Origin of the sequence: Streptomyces sp. NPDC051909, assembly GCF_040681095.1 — a bacterium.
Lineage (GTDB): Bacteria > Actinomycetota > Actinomycetes > Streptomycetales > Streptomycetaceae > Streptomyces.
On the sequence record NZ_JBFAYA010000003.1, the window covers coordinates 345,266 to 365,914 of the forward strand.

20 protein-coding genes are annotated in these 20,649 nt (G+C 73.1%); 17 read left to right on the forward strand and 3 right to left on the reverse strand.

From position 1 onward, the window contains the following. Positions 1 to 12: 12 nt before the first annotated feature. From AB0M18_RS07135 to AB0M18_RS07170, 8 genes are all read left to right on the forward strand, one after another. A complete protein-coding gene (locus tag AB0M18_RS07135) occupies positions 13 to 1,134 on the forward strand; it encodes a quinone-dependent dihydroorotate dehydrogenase (protein WP_365755791.1) in 1,122 nt (373 codons plus the stop codon). Continuing rightward, positions 1,131 to 1,967 carry an orotidine-5'-phosphate decarboxylase gene (pyrF, locus tag AB0M18_RS07140; RefSeq protein ID WP_365755792.1) on the forward strand — a complete coding sequence of 279 codons (837 nt, stop codon included), beginning with the start codon at positions 1,131 to 1,133 and terminating at the stop codon, positions 1,965 to 1,967. The genes AB0M18_RS07135 and pyrF overlap by 4 nt, the downstream gene beginning before the upstream one ends. Before the next feature lie 323 nt (positions 1,968 to 2,290). Continuing rightward, the gene (locus tag AB0M18_RS07145; RefSeq protein ID WP_365755793.1) at positions 2,291 to 2,614 is read left to right on the forward strand and encodes an integration host factor; all 324 of its coding nucleotides are present in this window, start codon (positions 2,291 to 2,293) and stop codon (positions 2,612 to 2,614) included. A 73-nt stretch (positions 2,615 to 2,687) separates the two neighbouring features. Continuing rightward, on the forward strand, positions 2,688 to 3,251 hold the full coding sequence (gene gmk / locus AB0M18_RS07150) for a guanylate kinase (protein ID WP_365755794.1): 564 nt from the start codon (positions 2,688 to 2,690) through the stop codon (positions 3,249 to 3,251). 52 nt (positions 3,252 to 3,303) lie between these two features. Beyond that, on the forward strand, positions 3,304 to 3,576 hold the full coding sequence (rpoZ, locus tag AB0M18_RS07155) for a DNA-directed RNA polymerase subunit omega (RefSeq protein ID WP_030810584.1): 273 nt from the start codon (positions 3,304 to 3,306) through the stop codon (positions 3,574 to 3,576). A gap of 108 nt (positions 3,577 to 3,684) precedes the next feature. Further along, the gene (gene coaBC, locus AB0M18_RS07160) at positions 3,685 to 4,902 is read left to right on the forward strand and encodes a bifunctional phosphopantothenoylcysteine decarboxylase/phosphopantothenate--cysteine ligase CoaBC (protein WP_365755795.1); all 1,218 of its coding nucleotides are present in this window, start codon (positions 3,685 to 3,687) and stop codon (positions 4,900 to 4,902) included. 231 nt (positions 4,903 to 5,133) lie between these two features. Next, positions 5,134 to 6,342 carry a methionine adenosyltransferase gene (gene metK, locus AB0M18_RS07165; RefSeq protein WP_365755796.1) on the forward strand — a complete coding sequence of 403 codons (1,209 nt, stop codon included), beginning with the start codon at positions 5,134 to 5,136 and terminating at the stop codon, positions 6,340 to 6,342. A gap of 105 nt (positions 6,343 to 6,447) precedes the next feature. Then, complete coding sequence (locus AB0M18_RS07170) at positions 6,448 to 8,601, forward strand: primosomal protein N' (protein WP_365755797.1); 2,154 nt, start codon at positions 6,448 to 6,450, stop codon at positions 8,599 to 8,601. 74 nt (positions 8,602 to 8,675) lie between these two features. Here the strand turns inward: AB0M18_RS07170 and AB0M18_RS07175 are convergent, their stop codons facing one another. Continuing rightward, on the reverse strand, positions 8,676 to 9,194 hold the full coding sequence (locus AB0M18_RS07175) for a hypothetical protein (protein ID WP_365755798.1): 519 nt from the start codon (positions 9,192 to 9,194) through the stop codon (positions 8,676 to 8,678). A 259-nt stretch (positions 9,195 to 9,453) separates the two neighbouring features. Between AB0M18_RS07175 and fmt the strand changes: the two genes are divergently transcribed. From fmt to AB0M18_RS07210, 7 genes are all read left to right on the forward strand, one after another. Further along, entirely contained in the window at positions 9,454 to 10,386 is a 933-nt protein-coding gene (fmt, locus tag AB0M18_RS07180; RefSeq protein WP_365755799.1) for a methionyl-tRNA formyltransferase, read from the forward strand. A 183-nt stretch (positions 10,387 to 10,569) separates the two neighbouring features. Then, entirely contained in the window at positions 10,570 to 12,000 is a 1,431-nt protein-coding gene (locus AB0M18_RS07185; RefSeq protein WP_365755800.1) for a transcription antitermination factor NusB, read from the forward strand. A 117-nt stretch (positions 12,001 to 12,117) separates the two neighbouring features. Then, positions 12,118 to 12,801, forward strand: a complete 684-nt coding sequence (gene rpe, locus AB0M18_RS07190; RefSeq protein WP_365755801.1) for a ribulose-phosphate 3-epimerase — start codon at positions 12,118 to 12,120, stop codon at positions 12,799 to 12,801. 174 nt (positions 12,802 to 12,975) lie between these two features. Next, positions 12,976 to 14,025 (forward strand): sugar-binding domain-containing protein, encoded by a 1,050-nt coding sequence (locus AB0M18_RS07195; RefSeq protein WP_365755802.1) that lies wholly within the window; start codon positions 12,976 to 12,978, stop codon positions 14,023 to 14,025. A gap of 68 nt (positions 14,026 to 14,093) precedes the next feature. Then, positions 14,094 to 14,555, forward strand: coding sequence for a ribonuclease domain-containing protein (locus tag AB0M18_RS07200; protein ID WP_365755803.1), 462 nt, complete (start codon positions 14,094 to 14,096; stop codon positions 14,553 to 14,555). Continuing rightward, the gene (locus AB0M18_RS07205; protein ID WP_365755804.1) at positions 14,552 to 14,893 is read left to right on the forward strand and encodes a barstar family protein; all 342 of its coding nucleotides are present in this window, start codon (positions 14,552 to 14,554) and stop codon (positions 14,891 to 14,893) included. The genes AB0M18_RS07200 and AB0M18_RS07205 overlap by 4 nt, the downstream gene beginning before the upstream one ends. 105 nt (positions 14,894 to 14,998) lie before the next feature. Next, positions 14,999 to 16,441, forward strand: a complete 1,443-nt coding sequence (locus AB0M18_RS07210; RefSeq protein ID WP_365755805.1) for a GuaB1 family IMP dehydrogenase-related protein — start codon at positions 14,999 to 15,001, stop codon at positions 16,439 to 16,441. A gap of 100 nt (positions 16,442 to 16,541) precedes the next feature. On the opposite strand, the gene AB0M18_RS07215 is transcribed toward AB0M18_RS07210, so the two are convergent. Further along, entirely contained in the window at positions 16,542 to 17,564 is a 1,023-nt protein-coding gene (locus AB0M18_RS07215; protein ID WP_365755806.1) for a GDSL-type esterase/lipase family protein, read from the reverse strand. Between the two features lie 332 nt (positions 17,565 to 17,896). Here AB0M18_RS07215 and AB0M18_RS07220 point away from each other — a divergent pair, with 332 nt between their 5' ends. Next, positions 17,897 to 19,405, forward strand: a complete 1,509-nt coding sequence (locus AB0M18_RS07220; RefSeq protein ID WP_365755807.1) for an amino acid permease — start codon at positions 17,897 to 17,899, stop codon at positions 19,403 to 19,405. Positions 19,406 to 19,415: 10 nt separating this feature from the next. After that, positions 19,416 to 19,871, forward strand: coding sequence for an Lrp/AsnC family transcriptional regulator (locus AB0M18_RS07225; RefSeq protein WP_030691274.1), 456 nt, complete (start codon positions 19,416 to 19,418; stop codon positions 19,869 to 19,871). A gap of 68 nt (positions 19,872 to 19,939) precedes the next feature. Here AB0M18_RS07225 and AB0M18_RS07230 read toward each other — a convergent pair whose 3' ends face one another. Then, positions 19,940 to 20,485: a Repetin gene (locus tag AB0M18_RS07230; RefSeq protein WP_365755808.1), complete on the reverse strand. Its 546-nt coding sequence runs from the start codon at positions 20,483 to 20,485 to the stop codon at positions 19,940 to 19,942. Positions 20,486 to 20,649: the final 164 nt, after the last annotated feature.

The following is a 20,649-nucleotide window of genomic DNA, read 5'->3' on the forward strand; positions in this document are numbered from 1 at the left end:
AGGACACTCCCCATGTACAAGTTCTTCTTCAATCTGGTCTTCAAGCGGATGGACCCCGAGGAGGCCCACTACCTGGCCTTCCGCTGGATCCGGCTGGCCGTCCGCGTCCCGGTCCTGCGCACCCTCGTCGCGGCCGTCCTCGCGCCCCGCCACAAGGAGCTGCGCACCGAGGCCCTGGGCCTGCGCATGCACGGCCCCTTCGGCCTGGCCGCCGGCTTCGACAAGAACGCGATCGCCATCGACGGCATGGCCATGCTCGGCTTCGACCACGTCGAGATCGGCACCGTCACCGGCGAGGCGCAGCCCGGCAACCCCAAGAAGCGCCTCTTCCGGCTGGTCCCGGACCGCGCCCTGATCAACCGCATGGGCTTCAACAACGAGGGCTCGGCCGCCGTCGCCGCCCGCCTGGGCGCCCGTACCCCGGTCTTCAGGACCGTCGTGGGCGTCAACATCGGCAAGACCAAGGTCGTGCCCGAGGCCGAGGCCGCCGCCGACTACGTGAAGTCGACCGAGCGGCTCGCCGCCCACGCCGACTACCTGGTCGTCAACGTCTCCTCGCCCAACACGCCGGGGCTGCGCAACCTCCAGGCCACCGAGTCGCTGCGCCCGCTCCTGACGGCCGTCCGCGAGGCCGCCGACCGCACGGTCACCGACCGCCGGGTCCCGCTCCTGGTGAAGATCGCCCCCGACCTCGCCGACGAGGACGTGGACGCGGTCGCCGACCTGGCCCTGGAGCTCGGCCTCGACGGCATCATCGCCACCAACACCACCATCGCCCGCGAGGGCCTCGGCCTGAAGTCCGACCCGGCGCTGATCAAGGAGACCGGCGGACTGTCCGGCGCACCGGTCAAGCAGCGCTCCCTGGAGGTGCTGAGGCGGCTGTACGCGCGCGTGGGCGACCGGATCGTCCTGGTGGGCGTCGGCGGCGTCGAGAACGCCGAGGACGCCTGGCAGCGGATCCTCGCCGGCGCCACGCTGGTGCAGGGCTACAGCGCCTTCATCTACGAGGGCCCGTTCTACGCCCGTGCGATCCACAAGGGCCTGGCCGCGCGGCTCGCGGCCTCCCCGTACGCCACGCTCGCCGAGGCCGTCGGCGCCGCCACCCGCAACGACTCTGGAAAGGCCACCGCGTGACTCTCTCCTTCGGGACCCGCCTGCGCTCCGCCATGGACGAGCGCGGACCGCTGTGCGTGGGCATCGACCCGCACGCCTCGCTGCTCGACTCCTGGGGCCTCGCCGACGACATCGCGGGCCTGGAGCGCTTCACGTACACCGTGGTGGAGGCCCTGGCCGGCACGGTCGCGGTCTTCAAGCCGCAGGCCGCCTTCTTCGAGCGCTTCGGCTCGCGCGGTGTGGCCGTCCTGGAGCGGGCCACGGCCGATCTGCGCGCGGCCGGCGGCCTGGTCGTGATGGACGCCAAGCGCGGTGACATCGGCTCCACCATGGGCGCCTACGCGGAGGCCTTCCTGCGCAAGGACTCCCCGCTGTTCTCCGACGCGCTGACCGTCTCCCCGTACCTCGGCTACGGCTCCCTGAAGCCGGCCGTGGAGCTTGCCCGGGCGTCCGGCGCCGGGCTCTTCGTGCTCGCCCTCACCTCCAACCCGGAGGGCGCGGAGGTCCAGCGGGCGGTGCGCGAGGACGGACGGACCATCGGCGCGACGATGCTCGCCCACCTGGCCGAGGAGAACGCGGGGGAGACCCCGATGGGCTCCTTCGGCGCGGTGGTCGGCGCCACCCTCGGCGACCTGTCCTCCTTCGACCTGGACATCAACGGTCCGCTGCTCGCCCCCGGCATCGGCGCCCAGGGCGCGACCCCGGCCGACCTGCCGAGGGTCTTCGGCGCGGCCGTCCGCAATGTCGTCCCGAACGTCAGCCGCGGGGTCCTGAAGGCGGGTCCGGACGCCGTCGCGCTGCGCTCGGCGGCGGAACGTTACGCGAACGAGATCAGGGAGGCCGTGGGTGCCTGAGGCACCCCGGCGGCCTCTTTCGTCCGGTTCTCGCCAATCCGCAGGTGGGGCGGCGTGTCCGCGCCGTCTCACTCCTTGACAAAACTTGGCCCAAAACGGCGTCGTTATGTCGGGAATGTCCTGGTCGGTCGATGCTGACCAGGACTTTTCGTCTGTTCTCGCTGACTCAGGCGGCCTCGGCCGCTAGTCTCCGGGACAGAGTCGGCGTTCGGCGTACTCCACGTCGGTCGTTGCTCCACTGGTGTGGCGTGCCCCGCTCGCGCGGTGCGTGCCGTTTCCCACCGGTCCGTATCCGACAGTTCGACATCCGAGGTGACGTAGGCGTGGCTCTTCCGCCCCTTACCCCTGAACAGCGCGCAGCCGCGCTCGAAAAGGCCGCCGCGGCTCGCCGGGAGCGGGCCGAGGTCAAGAATCGACTCAAGCACTCCGGCGCCTCCCTCCACGAGGTCATCGAGCAGGGCCGGAAGAACGAGGTCATCGGCAAGATGAAGGTCTCGGCCCTGCTCGAGTCCCTGCCGGGCGTGGGCAAGGTCCGCGCCAAGCAGATCATGGAGCGGCTGGGCATCTCCGAGAGCCGCCGGGTCCGCGGCCTCGGTTCCAACCAGATCGCCTCCCTGGAGCGCGAGTTCGGCAGCACCGGCGCCTGAGCGCGTCCCGGCCGCGCCGTGTGCCCGGGACCAGGCGTCCCGGGCACACCGGTATTGCTGGAATAATCGCTGCATGGCAGCAGAGGTACGTCCGCGGCTGACCGTGCTCTCCGGCCCCTCCGGGGTGGGCAAGAGCACGGTCGTCGCTCATATGCGCAAGGTCCACCCCGAGGTCTGGCTCTCGGTGTCGGCCACGACACGGAAGCCGCGACCCGGCGAGCAGCACGGTGTCCAGTACTTCTTCGTCACGGACGACGAGTTCGACAAGCTGGTCGCCAACGGCGAGCTCCTGGAGTGGGCCGAGTTCGCGGGCAACCGCTACGGCACCCCGCGGCGCGCGGTCCTCGACCGTCTGGAGGCCGGCGAGCCGGTGCTCCTGGAGATCGACCTCCAGGGCGCCCGCCAGGTCAAGGAGTCGATGAGCGAGGCGCAGCTGGTCTTCCTGGCCCCGCCGAGCTGGGAGGAGCTGGTCCGTCGGCTCACCGGCCGCGGCACCGAGTCGCCGGAGGTCATCGAGCGACGCCTGGAGGCCGCGAAGGTCGAGCTGGCCGCCGAGTCGGAGTTCGACACCACGCTCGTCAACACCTCGGTCGAGGACGTCGCCCGTGAGCTGCTAACGTTGATGCACGTTGTCTGATCTTTTATCCGTCATGATCCGTGACCGGATATCCATCTTCGGAAGGTAGAGCGTGTCCTCTTCCATCACCGCGCCCGAGGGCATCATCAACCCGCCGATCGACGAGCTGCTCGAGGCGACGGACTCCAAGTACAGCCTCGTGATCTACGCCGCCAAGCGCGCGCGCCAGATCAACGCGTACTACTCGCAGCTGGGCGAAGGCCTGCTCGAGTACGTCGGTCCGCTCGTCGACACCCACGTCCACGAGAAGCCGCTCTCGATCGCGCTGCGCGAGATCAACGCGGGCCTGCTGACCTCCGAGGCCATCGAGGGCCCGGTTCAGTAACCACGTTTACGGTTGTCACCCAGGCCCGGCGGAACATCCGCCGGGCCTGTGGTGTCTCATGGAGTCGTACGGAGGGTCGTACGCATCCGAGTGCGGGGAGTGACAGTGGTGACGACGAAGCCGAAGGTCGTGCTGGGCGTGAGCGGCGGCATCGCCGCGTACAAGGCGTGCGAGCTGCTGCGCCGGCTCACCGAGTCGGGCCACGAGGTCCGCGTCGTCCCGACCGACTCCGCGCTGCACTTCGTCGGCGCCGCCACCTGGTCCGCCCTCTCCGGCAACCCGGTCTCCACCGAGGTCTGGGAGTCCGTCCACGAGGTCCCGCACGTGCGCATCGGCCAGGGCGCCGACCTCGTCGTGGTCGCCCCCGCCACCGCCGACATGCTGGCCAAGGCGGCCCACGGACTCGCCGACGACCTGCTCACCAACACCCTGCTCACCGCCCGCTGTCCGGTGGTCTTCGCCCCGGCCATGCACACCGAGATGTGGGAGCACCCGGCCACCCAGGAGAACGTGGCCACGCTGCGCCGCCGCGGCGCCGTGGTCATCGAGCCCGCCGTCGGGCGCCTCACCGGCGTCGACACCGGCAAGGGCCGGCTGCCCGACCCCGGCGAGATCTTCGAGGTCTGCCGCCGGGTCCTGGCCCGCGGGGTGGCCACCCCCGACCTGGCCGGCCGGCATGTCGTGGTCAGCGCGGGCGGCACCCGCGAGCCCCTCGACCCGGTCCGCTACCTGGGCAACCGCTCCTCCGGCAAGCAGGGCTACGCCCTGGCCAAGGCGGCCGCCGCCCGCGGCGCCCGGGTCACCCTGATCGAGGCCAACACCGGGCTGCCCGACCCGGCCGGCGTCGACGTGGTCCGCGTCGGCACCGCCGTCCAGCTGCGCGAGGCCGTCCTCAAGGCCGTCGGCGACGCCGACGCCGTGGTGATGGCCGCCGCGGTCGCCGACTTCCGCCCCGCCGAGTACGCCACCGGCAAGATCAAGAAGAGCGACGACGGCGGCGCGCCCACCATCGGGCTGGTGCGGAATCCGGACATCCTCGCGGGGCTCTCCGCGGACCGCGCGCTGCCGGGCCAGGTCGTCGTCGGTTTCGCCGCCGAGACCGACGACGTGCTCGCCAACGGACGGAAGAAGCTCCAGCGCAAGGGCTGTGACCTGCTCGTCGTCAACGAGGTGGGGGAGCGCAAGACCTTCGGCTCGGAGGAGAACGAGGCCGTGGTCCTCGCCGCCGACGGAACCGAGACCCCGGTCCCGTACGGACCGAAGGAGGCGCTGGCGGAGACGGTGTGGGACCTGGTCCTGCCCCGGCTGCGCCCCCTCTCCGGGTGAATTCCGTCCCCACGGCGAGTGCCGGGTGCGCGCCGCCCCGGGAATTCCCGTAAACCGGGCGTAACGGTCGGCCGAAATCCCCGAATGGCGCATAGATCACGTGATCGCCGGTCGGAAGTCCTGGCCAGATGGTCGGCCGTGCCCATTAGACTGTCCATGGAACGTCGCGGGGCGCAGCCCCCTGCCGGTCCGTCATTGATAGCCAGCAGCCGCTGCAACCCAGGGAGCGTTGTGTCCCGTCGTCTGTTCACCTCGGAGTCCGTGACCGAAGGTCACCCCGACAAGATCGCTGACCAGATCAGCGACACCATCCTCGACGCACTGCTCAGGGAGGACCCCACCTCCCGCGTCGCCGTCGAGACGCTGATCACGACCGGCCTCGTGCACGTCGCCGGTGAGGTCACCACGAAGGCCTGGGCGGACATCCCGACCCTCGTCCGCAACAAGATCCTCGAGATCGGGTACGACTCCTCGAAGAAGGGCTTCGACGGCGCCTCCTGCGGCGTCTCGGTCTCCATCGGGTCGCAGTCCCCCGACATCGCGCAGGGCGTGGACACCGCCTACGAGAAGCGCGTCGAGGGCGACGAGGACGAGCTGGACAAGCAGGGCGCCGGCGACCAGGGCCTGATGTTCGGCTACGCCTCGGACGAGACCCCGGAGCTCATGCCGCTCCCGATCCACCTCGCGCACCGGCTCTCCCGCCGCCTGACCGAGGTCCGCAAGAACGGGACCATCCCGTACCTGCGCCCCGACGGCAAGACCCAGGTCACCATCGAGTACGACGGCGACAAGGCCGTCCGCCTCGACACCGTGGTCGTCTCCTCGCAGCACGCCTCCGACATCGACCTGGAGTCGCTGCTCGCGCCCGACATCCGCGAGTTCGTCGTCGAGCACGTCCTGAAGCAGCTCGTCGAGGACGGCATCAAGCTCGACACCGACGGCTACCGCCTCCTGGTGAACCCGACCGGACGCTTCGAGATCGGCGGCCCGATGGGCGACGCCGGCCTCACCGGCCGCAAGATCATCATCGACACGTACGGCGGCATGGCCCGCCACGGCGGCGGCGCCTTCTCCGGCAAGGACCCGTCGAAGGTCGACCGCTCGGCCGCCTACGCCATGCGCTGGGTCGCCAAGAACGTCGTCGCCGCGGGCCTCGCCTCCCGCTGCGAGGTCCAGGTCGCGTACGCCATCGGCAAGGCGGAGCCCGTCGGCCTCTTCGTCGAGACCTTCGGCACCAACACGATCGAGACCGAGAAGATCGAGACCGCCATCGCCGAGGTCTTCGACCTCCGCCCGGCCGCGATCATCCGCGACCTCGACCTGCTCCGCCCGATCTACTCCCAGACCGCCGCCTACGGCCACTTCGGCCGTGAGCTGCCGGACTTCACCTGGGAGCGCACCGACCGCGTGGACGCCCTCAGGGCCGCCGCGGGCATCTGATCCCGCCGCACCACAGCCCCACGAAGGCCCGGCACCCCTGGACGGGGTGGCCGGGCCTTCGGCGTACCGCCGCCCCTGTCGGTGGCGTCTGGTAGGTATGGGGCTGTGAGCAGCGAGAACGAGAAGCCCGGAGGCGACGGGCGCGGGGGGCACGAGGAGCCCGAGCAGCTCGCGCTCATCCGGGAGACGGTGCGCAGGGCGAAGGTGCCGCGGGCGAAGCCGCGGACCTGGCGGGGGGCCGCGCTCGCCAAGGAGCTGCCGGTCGCGCGGGTCGTGGTGAACAAGGGCGTGCTGCACCTCGACCAGTTCTTCGACTACGCCGTGCCCGAGGAGCTCGACGAGGCCGCGCGGCCCGGGGTGCGGGTGCGGGTGCGGTTCGGGGCCGGGGCGCATCAGGTGCGGGGCGGGCGGCGCGAGGGCGGGCGGCTCATCGACGGCTTCCTGATCGAGCGGAGGGCCGAGTCCGACTACTCCGGGCCGCTGGCCGCGCTCGCCGACGTCGTCTCGCCCGAGCCCGTCCTCGGACCCGAGCTGCTCGGACTCGCCCGCGCCGTCGCCGACCGGTACGCGGGCAGCCTGGCCGACGTGCTGCAGCTCGCCGTCCCGCCGCGCAACGCCCGCGCCGAGGCGAAGGCCTCGCCCGAGCCGCTGCCCCGGCCGTCCGCGCCCGAGCCGGGCAGCTGGGCGCGGTACGAGCAGGGCGCGGCGTTCCTGGCGGCGCTGGCCCACGGCGGCGCCCCCCGGGCCGTGTGGAACGCGCTGCCCGGGCCGCACTGGGCCGAGGAGATCGCCCGCGCCGTCGCCGCCACCCTCGCCTCCGGCCGCGGCGCCCTCGTCGTCGTCCCCGACGGCCGGGCCGCCGACCGCGTCGACGCCGCCCTCACCGCGCTGCTCGGGGAGGGCCGGCACGCCCTGCTCACCGCCGAGGCCGGACCCGAGAAGCGGTACGCGCAGTGGCTCGCCGTCCGGCGCGGCGCCGTCCGCGCCGTCGTCGGCACCCGCGCCGCCATGTTCGCGCCGGTGCGCGACCTCGGCCTCGCCGTCATCTGGGACGACGGCGACACCAGCCACAGCGAACCGCACGCCCCCCAGCCGCACGCCCGCGACGTCCTGCTGCTCCGCGCCGCCCACGACCGCTGCGCCTTCCTGCTCGGCTCCGTCAGCTGCACCGTCGAGGCCGCCCAACTCGTCGAGTCCGGCTGGGCCCGGCCGCTGCTGCCCGGCCGCGAGCAGGTACGGGTCGCCGCCCCCCGGATCCGTACCGTCGGCGACACCGACCTCGCCCGCGACGAGGCCGCCCGCGCCGCCCGGCTGCCCACCGTCGCCTGGCAGACCGTACGGGAGGGACTGAAGACCGGCCCCGTGCTCGTCCAGGTCCCGCGCCGGGGCTACGTACCCCGCCTGGCCTGCGAGCGCTGCCGGACGCCCGCCCGCTGCCGGCACTGCTCCGGCCCCCTGGAGGCCCCCGAGCAGCAGGAGCTGCACTGCGCCTGGTGCGGGCGCGGCGCACCCGACTGGCACTGCGTGGCCTGCGGCTCGGACCGGCTGCGCGCGCAGATCGTCGGCGCCCGGCGCACCGCCGAGGAACTGGGCCGCGCCTTCCCCGCCGTACCCGTGCGCACCTCCGGCCGCGACCATGTCCTCGACCGGGTCCCCGACCGGCCCGCGCTCGTCGTCAGCACGCCCGGCGCCGAACCCGTCGCCGACGGCGGCTACGCGGCCGCGCTGCTCCTCGACGGCTGGGCCATGCTCGGCCGCCCCGACCTGCGGGCCGGCGAGGAGGCGCTGCGCCGCTGGATCGACGCCGCCTCGCTGGTACGCGGCCAGGGCGACGGCGGCACCGTCGTGGTCGTCGCCGAGCCCACCCTGCGGCCGGTCCAGGCCCTGGTCCGCTGGGACCCGGTCGGGCACGCCCAGCGCGAGCTGGCCGAGCGGGCCGAGCTGGGCTTCCCGCCGGTCTCCCGGATGGCCGCCGTCTCCGGTCCCACGGACGCCCTCGCCGCCTTCCTGCACGGCGCCGAACTGCCCCCCGACGCCGAGATCCTGGGCCCCGTCCCGCTGCCCGTGACCCGGCCCGGCGGCCCGCGCCGCCCGGGCGACACCCCGCCCGGTGAGCAGTGGGACCGCGCCCTGATCCGCGTCCCGCCCGGCAGCGGCGCCGCGCTCGCCACCGCCCTCAAACGCGCCCAGGCCTCCCGGCTGGCCCGCGGCGGCGGCGAGCCGGTCCGGGTCAGGGTCGACCCGCCCGACATCGGCTGAGCGCCCCCGGCGCGGATGCGCGAAGGGCCGCCCGCGGTACGGCGGGCGGCCCTTTCGTACGCGCTTCCGGCTGCTCAGCCGTTGCGCGGGGCCGGGAAGACCGGCGGGCGCTGCTCCTCGCGGAGCGCCTGGCTGCCCGAGGTGGGCTGCGGCGGCATGCTGCGGGCCGGCGGCACCACGGGCATGGTGCGGGTGGTACCGGGCTCCGCCGCCCGCTCCTGCTCCAGGGCGCCACCCGGCTGCGGGGCGCGGCGGGAACCGTAACGGCGGTGGACAGCCTGCTTGGTGACTCCGAGCGCGGAGCCCACCGCGTCCCACGAGAACCCGAGCGAGCGGTCGAAGTCCACCGCGGCGGTCACCAGGGTCTCGACGCTGTCCCGGAGCTCCTGGGCGAGGCGGACGGTGGGGGCGGGGGCGCGTCCGTAGACGACGAAGCCCGTCGAAGGGGCGGTGCGGCGCGGGCGGTAGACATTGCCCAGCTGGGCCGTGAGCGTGCGCAGTGCGTCCACCTGCCGCCGTACCCGCTCGATGTCCCGCACGAGCAGGTGCAGACTTGCCCGGGCCTGGGCGTCGTGGGTTGCGTGGTCGGCCATGGATGAGCCTCTCGAACCGGCGTGAAAGGGAGCGGGTCGCAGGGGGAGGGGCGACCCGATTCGGTCAATCTCTCTTGACCAACGCGCCACTTGGGGTTGGGTCACGCTGCGGGGGCGTATCCGCATATGCGCAGGGCGCTCGCCCGCCCGTACGCCCCCGACCCCCGCGCCCGCCCCGCCCGCGGGAAGCCCCCGCACCTGACGACGCATAGACTGGTGCGCTGCCCGTCACCGCCCCCTAGTTGCGAGGTTCTCCCGCGTGAAGCTGGTCTTCGCCGGCACCCCCGAGGTCGCCGTACCCGCCCTGGACGCCCTGCTCGCCTCCGGGCGGCACGAGGTGGCCGCCGTCGTCACCCGGCCCGACGCGCCCGCCGGGCGCGGCCGGCGGCTCGTCGCGAGCCCCGTCGCCGAGCGCGCGGAGGAGGCCGGGATCGAGGTGCTCAAGCCGGAGCGGCCGCGCGACGAGGCGTTCCTCGCGCGGCTCCGGGAGATCGCGCCCGACTGCTGCCCCGTCGTGGCCTACGGCGCGCTGCTGCCGCGCGTGGCGCTCGACATCCCCGCCCACGGCTGGGTCAACCTGCACTTCTCGCTGCTGCCCGCGTGGCGCGGCGCCGCCCCGGTGCAGCACTCGCTGATGGCCGGCGACCAGGTGACCGGCGCGTCGACCTTCCAGATCGAGGAGGGCCTCGACTCCGGCCCGGTGTACGGCGTCGTCACCGAGGACGTGCGGCCCACCGACACCAGCGGCGACCTGCTGACCCGGCTCGCGTTCGCGGGTGCCGGGCTGCTCGCCGCGACCATGGACGGCATCGAGGACGGCACCCTGAAGGCCGTGCAGCAGCCCGCCGAGGGCATCACCCTCGCCCCGAAGATCCAGGTCGAGGACGCCCACGTCGACTTCGCCGCCCCGGCGCTGCGCGTCGACCGGGTGATCCGCGGCTGCACCCCGGCCCCCGGCGCCTGGACCCTGTTCCGCGGCGAGCGCCTGAAGATCGTCCAGGCCGCCCTCGTGCACGACCGCACGGACCTCGCCCCGGGCGAGCTCGCGGCCGGCAAGAACAACGTGTACGTCGGCACCGGCTCCCACGCGGTGGAGCTCCTCTGGGTGCAGCCCCAGGGCAAGAAGCCGATGAAGGCGGCCGACTGGGCGCGCGGCGTGCGCATCGCGCCGGGCGAGCGGGTCGGGGCGTAGCGGCAGGGCATGCCGCCGCTGCCGGAGGGCTCCTGGCGGACGGCGGCGGTACGCGGCCCGTCCGGTGCCTGATCGCCGCCGACGCCTGGGCGATCAGGCACGGCCGTTTTCCCCGGCAGGGGCGCGCGGACGTAGGCTGAGGAGGTTCGACCTCTTCTCTTCCTTTCGCCACGCGGAGCACCTTTGAGCGAGCAGGCACGTCGCCGCACCCCCACGTCCCCCAAGGCCCCCCGGCCGCACCGGCGGCCCAAGAAGGACCCGGTCCGGATCCTGGCCTTCGAGGTGCTGCGGGCGGTGGACGAGCGGGACGCCTACGCCAACCTGGTGCTGCCGCCGCTGCTGAAGAAGGCACGGGAGAAGAACGAGGGCTTCGACGGGCGGGACGCGGCGCTCGCGACCGAGCTGGTGTACGGGACCCTGCGCCGGCAGGGCACGTACGACTCGATCATCGCGGCCTGTGTCGACCGGCCGCTGCGCGAGGTCGACCCGCCGGTGCTCGACGTCCTGGCGCTCGGCGCGCACCAGCTGCTCGGCACCCGCATCCCCAGCCACGCCGCCGTGTCGGCCACCGTCGAGCTGGCCCGCGTGGTGCTCGGCGACGGGCGGGCCAAGTTCGTGAACGCCGTGCTGCGCAAGATCGCCCAGGACGACTTCGACACCTGGGTGGCGCGGGTCGCGCCGCCCTACGAGGACGACGCCGAGGACCACCTCGCGGTGGTCCACTCGCACCCCCGCTGGGTGGTCTCCGCGCTCTGGGACGCGCTCGGCGGAGGCCGGGCCGGCATCGAGGAGCTCCTCACGGCCGACAACGAGCGGCCCGAGGTCACCCTGGTCGCCCGGCCCGGCCGGGCCACCACCGCCGAGCTGACCGGCGAGGACACCCGGCCCGGGCGCTGGTCGCCGTACGCCGTGCGGCTCGCCGAGGGCGGCGAGCCCGGCGCCATCGAGGCCGTACGGGAGGGCCGGGCCGGCGTCCAGGACGAGGGCAGCCAGCTCGTCGCGATCGCCCTCGCCAACGCGCCGCTGGACGGCCCCGACACCCGCTGGCTCGACGGCTGCGCCGGCCCCGGCGGCAAGGCGGCCCTGCTCGGCGCCCTCGCGGCCGAGCGCGGCGCCGCGCTGCTCGCCTCCGAGAAGCAGCCGCACCGCGCCCGGCTCGTCGAGCGCGCGCTGGCCGGCAACCCCGGCCCGTACCAGGTCATCGCCGCCGACGGCACCCGCCCGCCGTGGCGCGAGGGCAGCTTCGACCGGGTCCTGATGGACGTGCCCTGCTCCGGTCTCGGTGCGCTGCGCCGCCGCCCGGAAGCCCGCTGGCGCCGCCGCCCCGGCGACCTCGACGGCTTCGCCCCGCTCCAGCGCGGCCTGCTCACCGAGGCGTTGCGCGCGGTCCGGGTCGGCGGCGTGGTCGGCTACGCGACCTGCTCGCCGCACCTGGCCGAGACCCGGGTGGTCGTGGACGACGTCCTGAAGAAGACCGGCGGCGCGGAGCTGATCGACGCCCGCCCGCTGCTGCCCGGCGTCCCGTCGCTCGGCGACGGCCCCGACGTCCAGCTGTGGCCGCATCTGCACGGTACGGACGCCATGTACCTGGCCCTGATCCGCCGCACGGCCTGAGCCCTACCGGCGGAATCAACTGGTCTGTACCATTACGTCCCCGGCGTGAAGCGGCCCCCACAGGATCCGAACCGCTTCGCGGCAAAGAAGTCCTCAAGAACATGGCAGGCTTGGCACATGGCGCAGATCAATCCCAGCATCCTGTCCGCGGACTTCGCCCGGCTCGCCGATGAGGCGAAGGCGGTCGACGGGGCCGACTGGCTGCACGTCGACGTGATGGACAACCACTTCGTGCCCAATCTGACGCTGGGCGTGCCGATCGTCGAGTCGCTGAGCCGGGCCACGGACACCCCGCTCGACTGCCACCTGATGATCGAGGACCCGGACCGCTGGGCCCCGCAGTACGTCGAGGCCGGCGCCGGCTCCGTCACCTTCCACGTGGAGGCGGCGGCCGCGCCGGTGCGCCTCGCCCGGGAGATCCGCGCCAAGGGCGCCCGGGCGTCCATGGCGCTCAAGCCGGCCACCCCGATCGAGCCGTTCGAGGACCTGCTTCCGGAGCTCGACATGCTCCTGATCATGACCGTCGAGCCCGGCTTCGGCGGCCAGGCCTTCCTCGACATCATGCTGCCGAAGATCCGCCGCACCCGTGAGCTGATCTCCAAGCACGGTCTGGAGCTGTGGCTCCAGGTCGACGGCGGCGTCTCCGCGTCCACCATCGAGCGGTGTGCCGAGGCCGGCGCCGACGTCTTCGTGGCCGGCTCCGCCGTCTACGGGGCGGCCGACCCGGCCGACGCCGTCCGTTCCCTCCGGGCCAGTGCCGAATCCGCGACCGCCTCGGCGGCGTGGGCGTGTGGCCACTGAGCCTCCACTGACCCACCGGTACGTGAACGCGGCCCGTCGGGCCACCGACACGGCCGTTCAGGACCCGCCGGATCTGACAGGATGAACGGTGAGTCCAGAGTGTGAACAGCACCACCTTGACCAAGCCGCGGCGGCGCCCCGAACCGGCGCCCCGGCGGCACAGAGCAGCCGTACGTGAACAGCAGTGAGGAGATCGCGGTGGCGGGAATGTCGGCGGGACGGTCAGCCCTGCGGATGGGCCCCGCGGAGCTCGTGCAGGCGGCGGCCATGGCGCGCCGCTTCTACCTCGAGGGCAAGTCCAAGATCCAGATCGCCGAGGAGTTCGGCGTGAGCCGCTTCAAGGTGGCGCGGGTCCTGGAGACCGCCCTGGAGCGCGACCTCGTGCGCATCGAGATCCGTGTGCCGGCCGAGCTGGACGCCGAGCGCTCCGACGCGCTGCGCGCCCGCTACGGGCTGCGGCACGCCGTGGTCGTCGAGTCCCCGGCGGAGGGCGAGGACGAGTCGCCCGACCCGGAGAACCTCGGCGAGGTCGCGGCCGACCTGCTCGGCGAGCTGGTCACCGAGGGCGACGTCCTGGGCCTGGCCTGGGGCCGGTCCACCATCCACATGGCGGCCGCGCTCGACCGGCTGCCGCCCTGCACGGTCGTCCAGCTCACCGGTGTGTACGACGCGGGCACGGCCGAGCGCGGCTCGGTCGAGGCGGTCCGCCGGGCCGCCCAGGTCTCCGGCGGCGAGGCGCACCCCATCTACGCGCCGATGCTGCTGCCCGACGCGGCGACCGCCAACGCGCTGCGCAGCCAGACCGGCATCGCGCGGGCCTTCGAGTACTTCGACAAGGTCACCGTGGCCTGTGTGTCCATCGGCTCCTGGGAGCCGGGCATCTCCACCGTCCACGACATGCTGTCCGACGCCGAGCGCGCCCACTACGCCTCGCTCGGTGTCGCCGCCGAGATGTCCGCGCACCTCTTCGACACCGAGGGCCGTCGGGTCGGCCGCGACCTCGGCGAGCGCTGCATCACCGTCGAGGCGGACCGGCTGCGCCGGATCCCCGAGGTGGTCGCCATCGCCGGCGGCCAGCGCAAGGCGGCGGCGATCGGCGCGGTGCTCCGCTCCGGCCTGGTCACCAGCCTGGTGACCGACCGCTCGGCCGCCGACTACCTGCTGACCGAGTTCAGCCCCGGCCCGCGCCCGGCCCTGGACCGCGCGGACCCGGACGGCCGCTGACCGACACGCCGCCGCTCTCCGCCCCGTACCGGCACGCCGCCGGGGCGGGGCGGTGGCAGCATCGGGGCATGATCACGCGTTGCGCCCGGCTCGGGCTCGCCCTGTTCGCCGGGCTCACGCTCCTTCTCACCGGCTGCTCCGGCGGCACCGGAACCGCCACGGACGGCACCGCGACCACCGCGGCGGCCCCCTCTCGTACCGCGGCCCCTTCTCGTACCGCGGCGGCCCCGTCCCGTACCGCCGTCTCCGGCCTGCCCACGGTCCGCGAGGCCGAGCTGCCGGCCGAGGCCCGCCGGACCCTCGCCCTGATCCGCGGCGACGGGCCCTTCCCGTACGCCAAGGACGGCTCCGTGTTCTCGAACTTCGAGAAGGTGCTGCCGCAGCACAAGCGCGGCTACTACCACGAGTACACCGTGCGGACCCCCGGCGAACGCGACCGCGGCGCCCGCCGCATCGTCACCGGCCGGGACGGGGAGATCTACTACACCGACGACCACTACGAGAGCTTCCGGGAGGTGGTCGCCGAATGAGACTCGACGACCTCGGCGACACGATCGTCCTCGACCTGTACGGGGTCACCGACAAGGCCGCCTTCATGGACCGCAGCGCCGCCGCGCTCGCCCTGCCGGACTGGTTCGGGCGCAACTGGGACGCGCTCGCCGACTGTCTGACCGACCTGCCCGAGCCGGTCGCCCTGGTCGTCACCGGCTGGCAGGGCTACGCCCGTACCCACCCGCGCGAGTGGCAGCTCGCCCAGGACGTCTTCGCCTCGGCCGTCGAGGAACGCCCCACCCGCCTCACCGTCCTCCTCTCCCTGGGCGAGGTCTTCGGAGGATCCGACGAAAGGTCCCCCGGAAGGCTCGGATGATCGGCCCGGGGCTGGTATTGGTACCGGCGTGGGACAATGAACTACGTGCTTTTTCCCCTGGCTGAAATGCCTAGGGGCCGATCCGAACGACTGGGATGTCAGCACGTGCGTTTCCTCAATGACGTCAAGCCGCCGTACGACCTCACGTACGACGATGTGTTCATGGTGCCGAGCCGCTCGGCCGTGGGTTCCCGCCAGGCCGTGGACCTCTCCGCCCCCGACGGAACGGGTACGACGATCCCGCTGGTCGTCGCCAACATGACCGCCATCGCCGGCCGCCGCATGGCCGAGACCGTCGCCCGCCGCGGTGGCCTGGTCGTCATCCCGCAGGACATCCCGATCGAGGTCGTCACCGACGTCATCGGCTGGGTCAAGTCCCGCCACCTGGTCCTCGACACCCCGATCGTCCTGGAGCCGCACCAGACCGTCGCCGACGCGCTGGCCCTGCTGCCCAAGCGGGCGCACGACGCCGGGGTCGTCGTCGACGACGAGCGCCGCCCCATCGGTGTCGTCACCGACGCCGACCTGTCGGGTGTGGACCGCTTCACCCAGCTGTCCGAGGTCATGTCCAAGGACCTGCTGCTGCTCGACGCCGGCATCGAGCCGCGCGAGGCCTTCACCGTCCTCGACAACGCGAACCGGCGCTACGCCCCGGCGGTCGACGAGGACGGCAAGCTCGTCGGCATCCTCACCCGCAAGGGCGCGCTGCGCGCGACCCTCTACAGCCCGGCCGTCGACAAGAACGGCGGCCTGCGCATCGCCGCCGCCGTCGGCATCAACGGCGACGTGGCGGGCAAGGCCAAGCAGCTGCTCGACGCGGGCGTGGACACGCTCGTCATCGACACCGCGCACGGCCACCAGGAGTCGATGATCTCCGCGATCCGCACCGTCCGGGCGCTCGACCCGCAGGTCCCGATCGTGGCCGGCAACATCGTCGCCGCCGAGGGCGTCAAGGACCTCATCGAGGCCGGCGCGGACATCATCAAGGTCGGTGTGGGCCCCGGCGCCATGTGCACCACCCGCATGATGACCGGCGTGGGCCGCCCGCAGTTCTCGGCCGTCATGGAGTGCGCCGCCGAGGCGAAGAAGTACGGCAAGCACGTGTGGGCCGACGGCGGTGTCCGGCACCCGCGCGACGTCGCCATGGCGCTCGCCGCCGGCGCGTCGAACGTGATGATCGGCTCCTGGTTCGCCGGCACCTACGAGTCCCCGGGCGACCTCCAGCACGACGCCCAGGGCCGTGCCTACAAGGAGTCCTTCGGCATGGCCTCGGCCCGCGCCGTCAAGAACCGGACCTCCGAGGAGTCCTCGTACGACCGCGCCCGCAAGGCGCTCTTCGAGGAGGGCATCTCCACCTCGCGGATGTTCCTGGACCCGCAGCGTCCGGGCGTCGAGGACCTGATCGACTCGATCATCGCCGGTGTCCGCTCCTCCTGCACCTACGCGGGCGCGAGCAACCTCGCCGAGTTCGAGGAGCGCGCCGTCGTCGGCATCCAGTCCGCCGCCGGTTACGCGGAGGGCAAGCCGCTGCACGCCAGCTGGAGCTGAGCCCCGCACCGAGCACATGACGCCGCGGGCCCCCGGGACAATCGTTCCCGGGGGCCCGCGGCGTTGCGGCGGCGCCGTTACGGGGCCGGGCGCGGCGCCGTCACGGGCCGCAGGCGGCCGGGCCGACCGGACGGCCCACGAAGCCCGCCTCCCGCAGCGCCTCCGCCACCGCCGCCGCGATGCGGGCGTGGCCGCGGTCGTTGGGGTGCAGGCCGTCCGCGAGGTCGTCCGGGGCGAGCAGCGGGCCGCCGGGGAGCAGGGCGAGGCGGTCGTCGCCCGCCGCCGCCAGGTCCCGTACGGCCGCCTCCATGGCCGTCCGCAGCTCGGTGAGCGTGGCGCCCAGGGCGTTGCCGGTGTGTTCGGCCGCCGGGCGCAGCACGGGGGAGAGGAGCAGCAGCGGGGTGTCCGGGTGGCCGCGGCGCACCAGGGCGAGGAACGCCCGGGTGGTCTCGTAGAGCAGCGGCGCCGAACAGGGCACGGCCGCCCAGCAGTTGGTGCCGAAGGCGAGGGTGATCAGTTCGCCGGGGAGCCGGGCGAGGTGCTCGGCGAGCGGGAGTTCGCCGCGTGCCCCGCCCGCGTAACCGAGGTTCACCGGGTCGAGGCCGAGCAGCCGGCCGGCCGCGGCGGGCCACGAGTGGGCGGGCCGGGTCGCCCACCAGCCCTCGGTGATCGAGTCGCCGTGGACCAGCCAGCGCGGGCGGCGCGGGGCCGGCGTCAGGGCGCCGCCGACGGCCCGCAGACCGTGCGCGACGGGGGCCTGGCCCTCCGGCAGATGGACGGTGAACTCGCCGCCTCCGGGCGGGAGCCGGATCCGTACGGTGCCCTCCTCGGCGGGCTCCGCGAACACCTCCGCCAGGCATCGGGCGCCCTGCCAGAGGGCGAAGCCGTGCCGCAGCGCGCGCAGCGCGTCGCCCGGCGCCGGGAGCGCCGCCCGGTAGCGCAGCAGTACCGCCCGGGTGCCCGGGGCGGCCGTGAACTCCAGGCGTACCCCGATCGGCAGCTCGGCCCGCCGGGCGATGTCCCAGGGCAGGCGGGCCAGATCGGCCGGGTCGGCCCGGACCGGGCGGTCGCCGTCCCGCCAGGCCGTGCCGCGCAGAAAGGGTTCGGGCTCCAGCCAGCTCACCGGGGACCTCCGTTCGGGCGGGTGCAGCGTGGGTCAAACGCCCTGCGGAGTCAAGGGTCACGGGAGGTCGCGCAATGCCCCCGATGTGTCGATTCATGCGGGGGAGCGCAATGTTTCCCCGTTCGTGCGCCGAGCGCGCAATGATCATCCGGCACTGCGCAACAACCCTGCATTACGAGTGCGAAGCTTCACCCCTTAGGCTCGTGCCCCGTACCAGGAGTGGCGGCGACCGCCTGCTCGGCGGTTCCCCTTCCCCCGTGGGCCTGCTTTCGCACGCCCGCGCACCGCCGCGGTCCCCGCTCGTCGACAGGCAGCGATAAGGAGCCCCCGCAGTGCTGGACCACGGCGCAGCCCCACCGGTCGAGGACACGACCGTCCCGACCGCCCGCAAGACCTCCGGGCTCTCCGCCCTGACCCGCCGCAAGCCGGTAGAGAACCTGGTCGCGGAGGGTGGCCAGGGTGAGGGCGGCACGCTCCGCCGCTCGCTCACCATGTGGCAGCTGACCATGATCAGCATCGGTGCGACGCTCGGCACCGGCATCTTCGTCGTGCTCGGCACCGCGGTCCCCGAGGCCGGCCCCGCCGTCACGCTCTCGTTCGTGATCGCCGGTCTCACCGCGCTCTTCTCGGCCCTCTCGTACGCCGAGCTGGCCGGCTCCATACCGGTCGCCGGTTCCTCGTACTCGTACGCGTACGCAACGATGGGCGAGCTCGTCGCCTGGGTCTGCGGCTGGTGTCTGGTCCTGGAGTACGGCGTCTCCGTGGCCGCGGTGGCGGTCGGCTGGGGCGAGTACCTCAACGAGCTGCTCGACGGCACCATCGGCGTCACCATCCCCGAGGTGCTGTCCTCCGCCCCCGGCGAGGGCGGCATCATCAACCTGCCCGGCCTGATCGTCGTGCTGCTCGCCATGGTCTTCCTGCTCGGCGGCGCCCGTGAGTCCGCCGTGGTCAACACGATCATGGTCGTGGTGAAGATCGCCGCGCTCGCGCTCTTCTGCGCCATCGGCTTCATGGGCTTCAAGTCCGGCAACTACAAGGACTTCATGCCGCTCGGCATGGCCGGCGTCGGCGCCGCCAGCGCCAGCCTGTTCTTCTCGTACATCGGCTTCGACGCCGCCTCCACGGCCGGCGAGGAGGCCAAGAACCCCAAGCGCGACCTGCCGCGGGCGATCATGCTCTCGCTGCTCATCGTCACCGTCCTCTACGTGCTCGTCGCCGCCGTCGCGGTCGGCGCCTGGCACTGGAAGGACTTCGAGGGCTCCGAGGCCACCCTGGCCGCGATCATGAACGACGTCACCGGCCAGACCTTCTGGGGCACGATGCTGGCCGCCGGCGCCGTCATCTCCATCGCCAGCGTCGTCCTGACCGTCCTCTACGGCCAGACCCGCGTGCTCTTCGCGATGTCCCGCGACGGTCTCGTCCCGAAGGCCTTCGGCAAGGTCAGCGCCAAGACGGGCACCCCGCGCGTCAACACGGTGATCGTCTCCCTGTTCTGCGCCGCCCTCGCCTCGGTCATCCCGCTGGGCAAGCTCGTCGACGCCACCAGCATCGGCACCCTCTTCGCCTTCGGCCTGGTCAACATCGCGGTGATCGTGCTCCGCTACACCCGCCCCGACATGCCGCGCACCTTCAAGGTGGCGCTCGGCCCGGTCTTCCCGGTGCTCGGCTTCCTCTTCTGCGCGTACAACATGTTCAGCCTCGACACCGTGACCTGGGCGGTCTTCGGTTGCTGGATGGTCGCGGGACTCGTGTTCTACTTCCTGTACGGCATGCGCCGCTCCCGACTGGCCACGGCCCCGGCCACCGCCGCCCCGGCGGCAGAGACCCCCGCAGAGAAGTGATCCACCCGTAGTGCGACTCAACGACCTCGACGAACGCATCGTCCACGCCCTCGCGGAGGACGCCCGCCGTAGCTACGCCGACATCGGCTCGCTCGTCGGACTCTCCGCGCCCGCCGTGAAGCGGCGCGTGGACCGGCTCCGGGCCGAAGGCGCCATCACCGGCTTCACCGTGCGGGTGGACCCGGCGGCGCTCGGCTGGGAGACGGAGGGGTTCGTCGAGATCTACTGCCGCCACAACACCTCGCCGGAGGACATCCGGCGGGGGTTGGAGCGGTATCCGGAGGTGGTGTCCGCGTCGACCGTGACCGGTGACGCGGACGCCGTCGTGCAGGTCTTCGCCTCCGACATGCGCCACTTCGAGCGCGTCCTGGAGCGCATCGCGGGCGAGCCCTTCGTGGAGCGCACCAAGTCCGTGCTTGTGCTGTCGCCGCTGCTGCGGCGCTTCTCCTCGGGCTCGCCCGCGTAAGGACCGCTCGCGAAGAGGGCGGGCCGCCCACCCCCGTGGGGCGGCCCGCCCTCTTCGCGTCCCCGGCCCTACTCGGTCGGGTAGTCGAGCTGCCAGGGCAGCACCTGGAAGTCGCCGGTGCCTGCCTTCACCTTCTCGAAGGGGGCGGAGCCCATGCACTTCGGCAGCTTCGCCTCCGTGTCCTTGCCGATCCAGCTGTAGCCCAGCCGGTCGTGCTTCCCGAGGTCGTGCACGGAGACGCCGACGCGCTTGCCCCGGAAGGCGTCCACGTCCGTCTCCGTGACCACGCCCGTCACCACGGCGACCTTGCCGCCGGTGACCAGGCAGTCGACCTTCGCCACCGCGTAGCCGCCCCAGTCGCCCTTGTAGTGGCTGAACCGGAAGGTGCCGGTCGCCGCCTCCGGGTCCATGTTGTCCTTCGCCGCCAGATGCGCGTCGAAGCCGAACGTGATGTCGTCGCCCGCCGGGCGGTACAGCTTGGCCGTGCCGGTCAGCGCCGCCGCCTCGCGCGGCCCCCTGCCCGCCCAGTCGGTGTCGGCGGTGGCGGCACCGCCCGCGGCCAGGGTGAGCAGCAGTGCGGCGGACACGGCGGCGATCTTGGTAACGCGGTTCATGTCGGTCCTTTCGGCAGGTCAACCGGACGCCCACCACTCTTCCGGCCCGCGCCCGCCGGGACATCGAGCCCGGGAACGGTCCCCGCTTCCGCCGCGCGGCGGGGGAGGCGTACGACCTGTGGACGATCACCCCGCGAGGGGTGCGCAACGAATCACCACGGAGG

What these genes read in the sequence shown, in the direction of transcription:
- AB0M18_RS07135 (WP_365755791.1), top strand. Translation starts at nt 13, where the DNA reads ATGTACAAGTTCTTCTTCAATCTGGTCTTCAAGCGGATGGACCCCGAG.
- gmk (WP_365755794.1), top strand. Translation starts at nt 2,688, where the DNA reads ATGGCAGCAGAGGTACGTCCGCGGCTGACCGTGCTCTCCGGCCCCTCC.
- AB0M18_RS07175 (WP_365755798.1), bottom strand. Translation starts at nt 9,194, where the DNA reads ATGGCCGACCACGCAACCCACGACGCCCAGGCCCGGGCAAGTCTGCAC.
- rpe (WP_365755801.1), top strand. Translation starts at nt 12,118, where the DNA reads ATGGCGCAGATCAATCCCAGCATCCTGTCCGCGGACTTCGCCCGGCTC.
- AB0M18_RS07200 (WP_365755803.1), top strand. Translation starts at nt 14,094, where the DNA reads ATGATCACGCGTTGCGCCCGGCTCGGGCTCGCCCTGTTCGCCGGGCTC.
- AB0M18_RS07205 (WP_365755804.1), top strand. Translation starts at nt 14,552, where the DNA reads ATGAGACTCGACGACCTCGGCGACACGATCGTCCTCGACCTGTACGGG.
- AB0M18_RS07230 (WP_365755808.1), bottom strand. Translation starts at nt 20,485, where the DNA reads ATGAACCGCGTTACCAAGATCGCCGCCGTGTCCGCCGCACTGCTGCTC.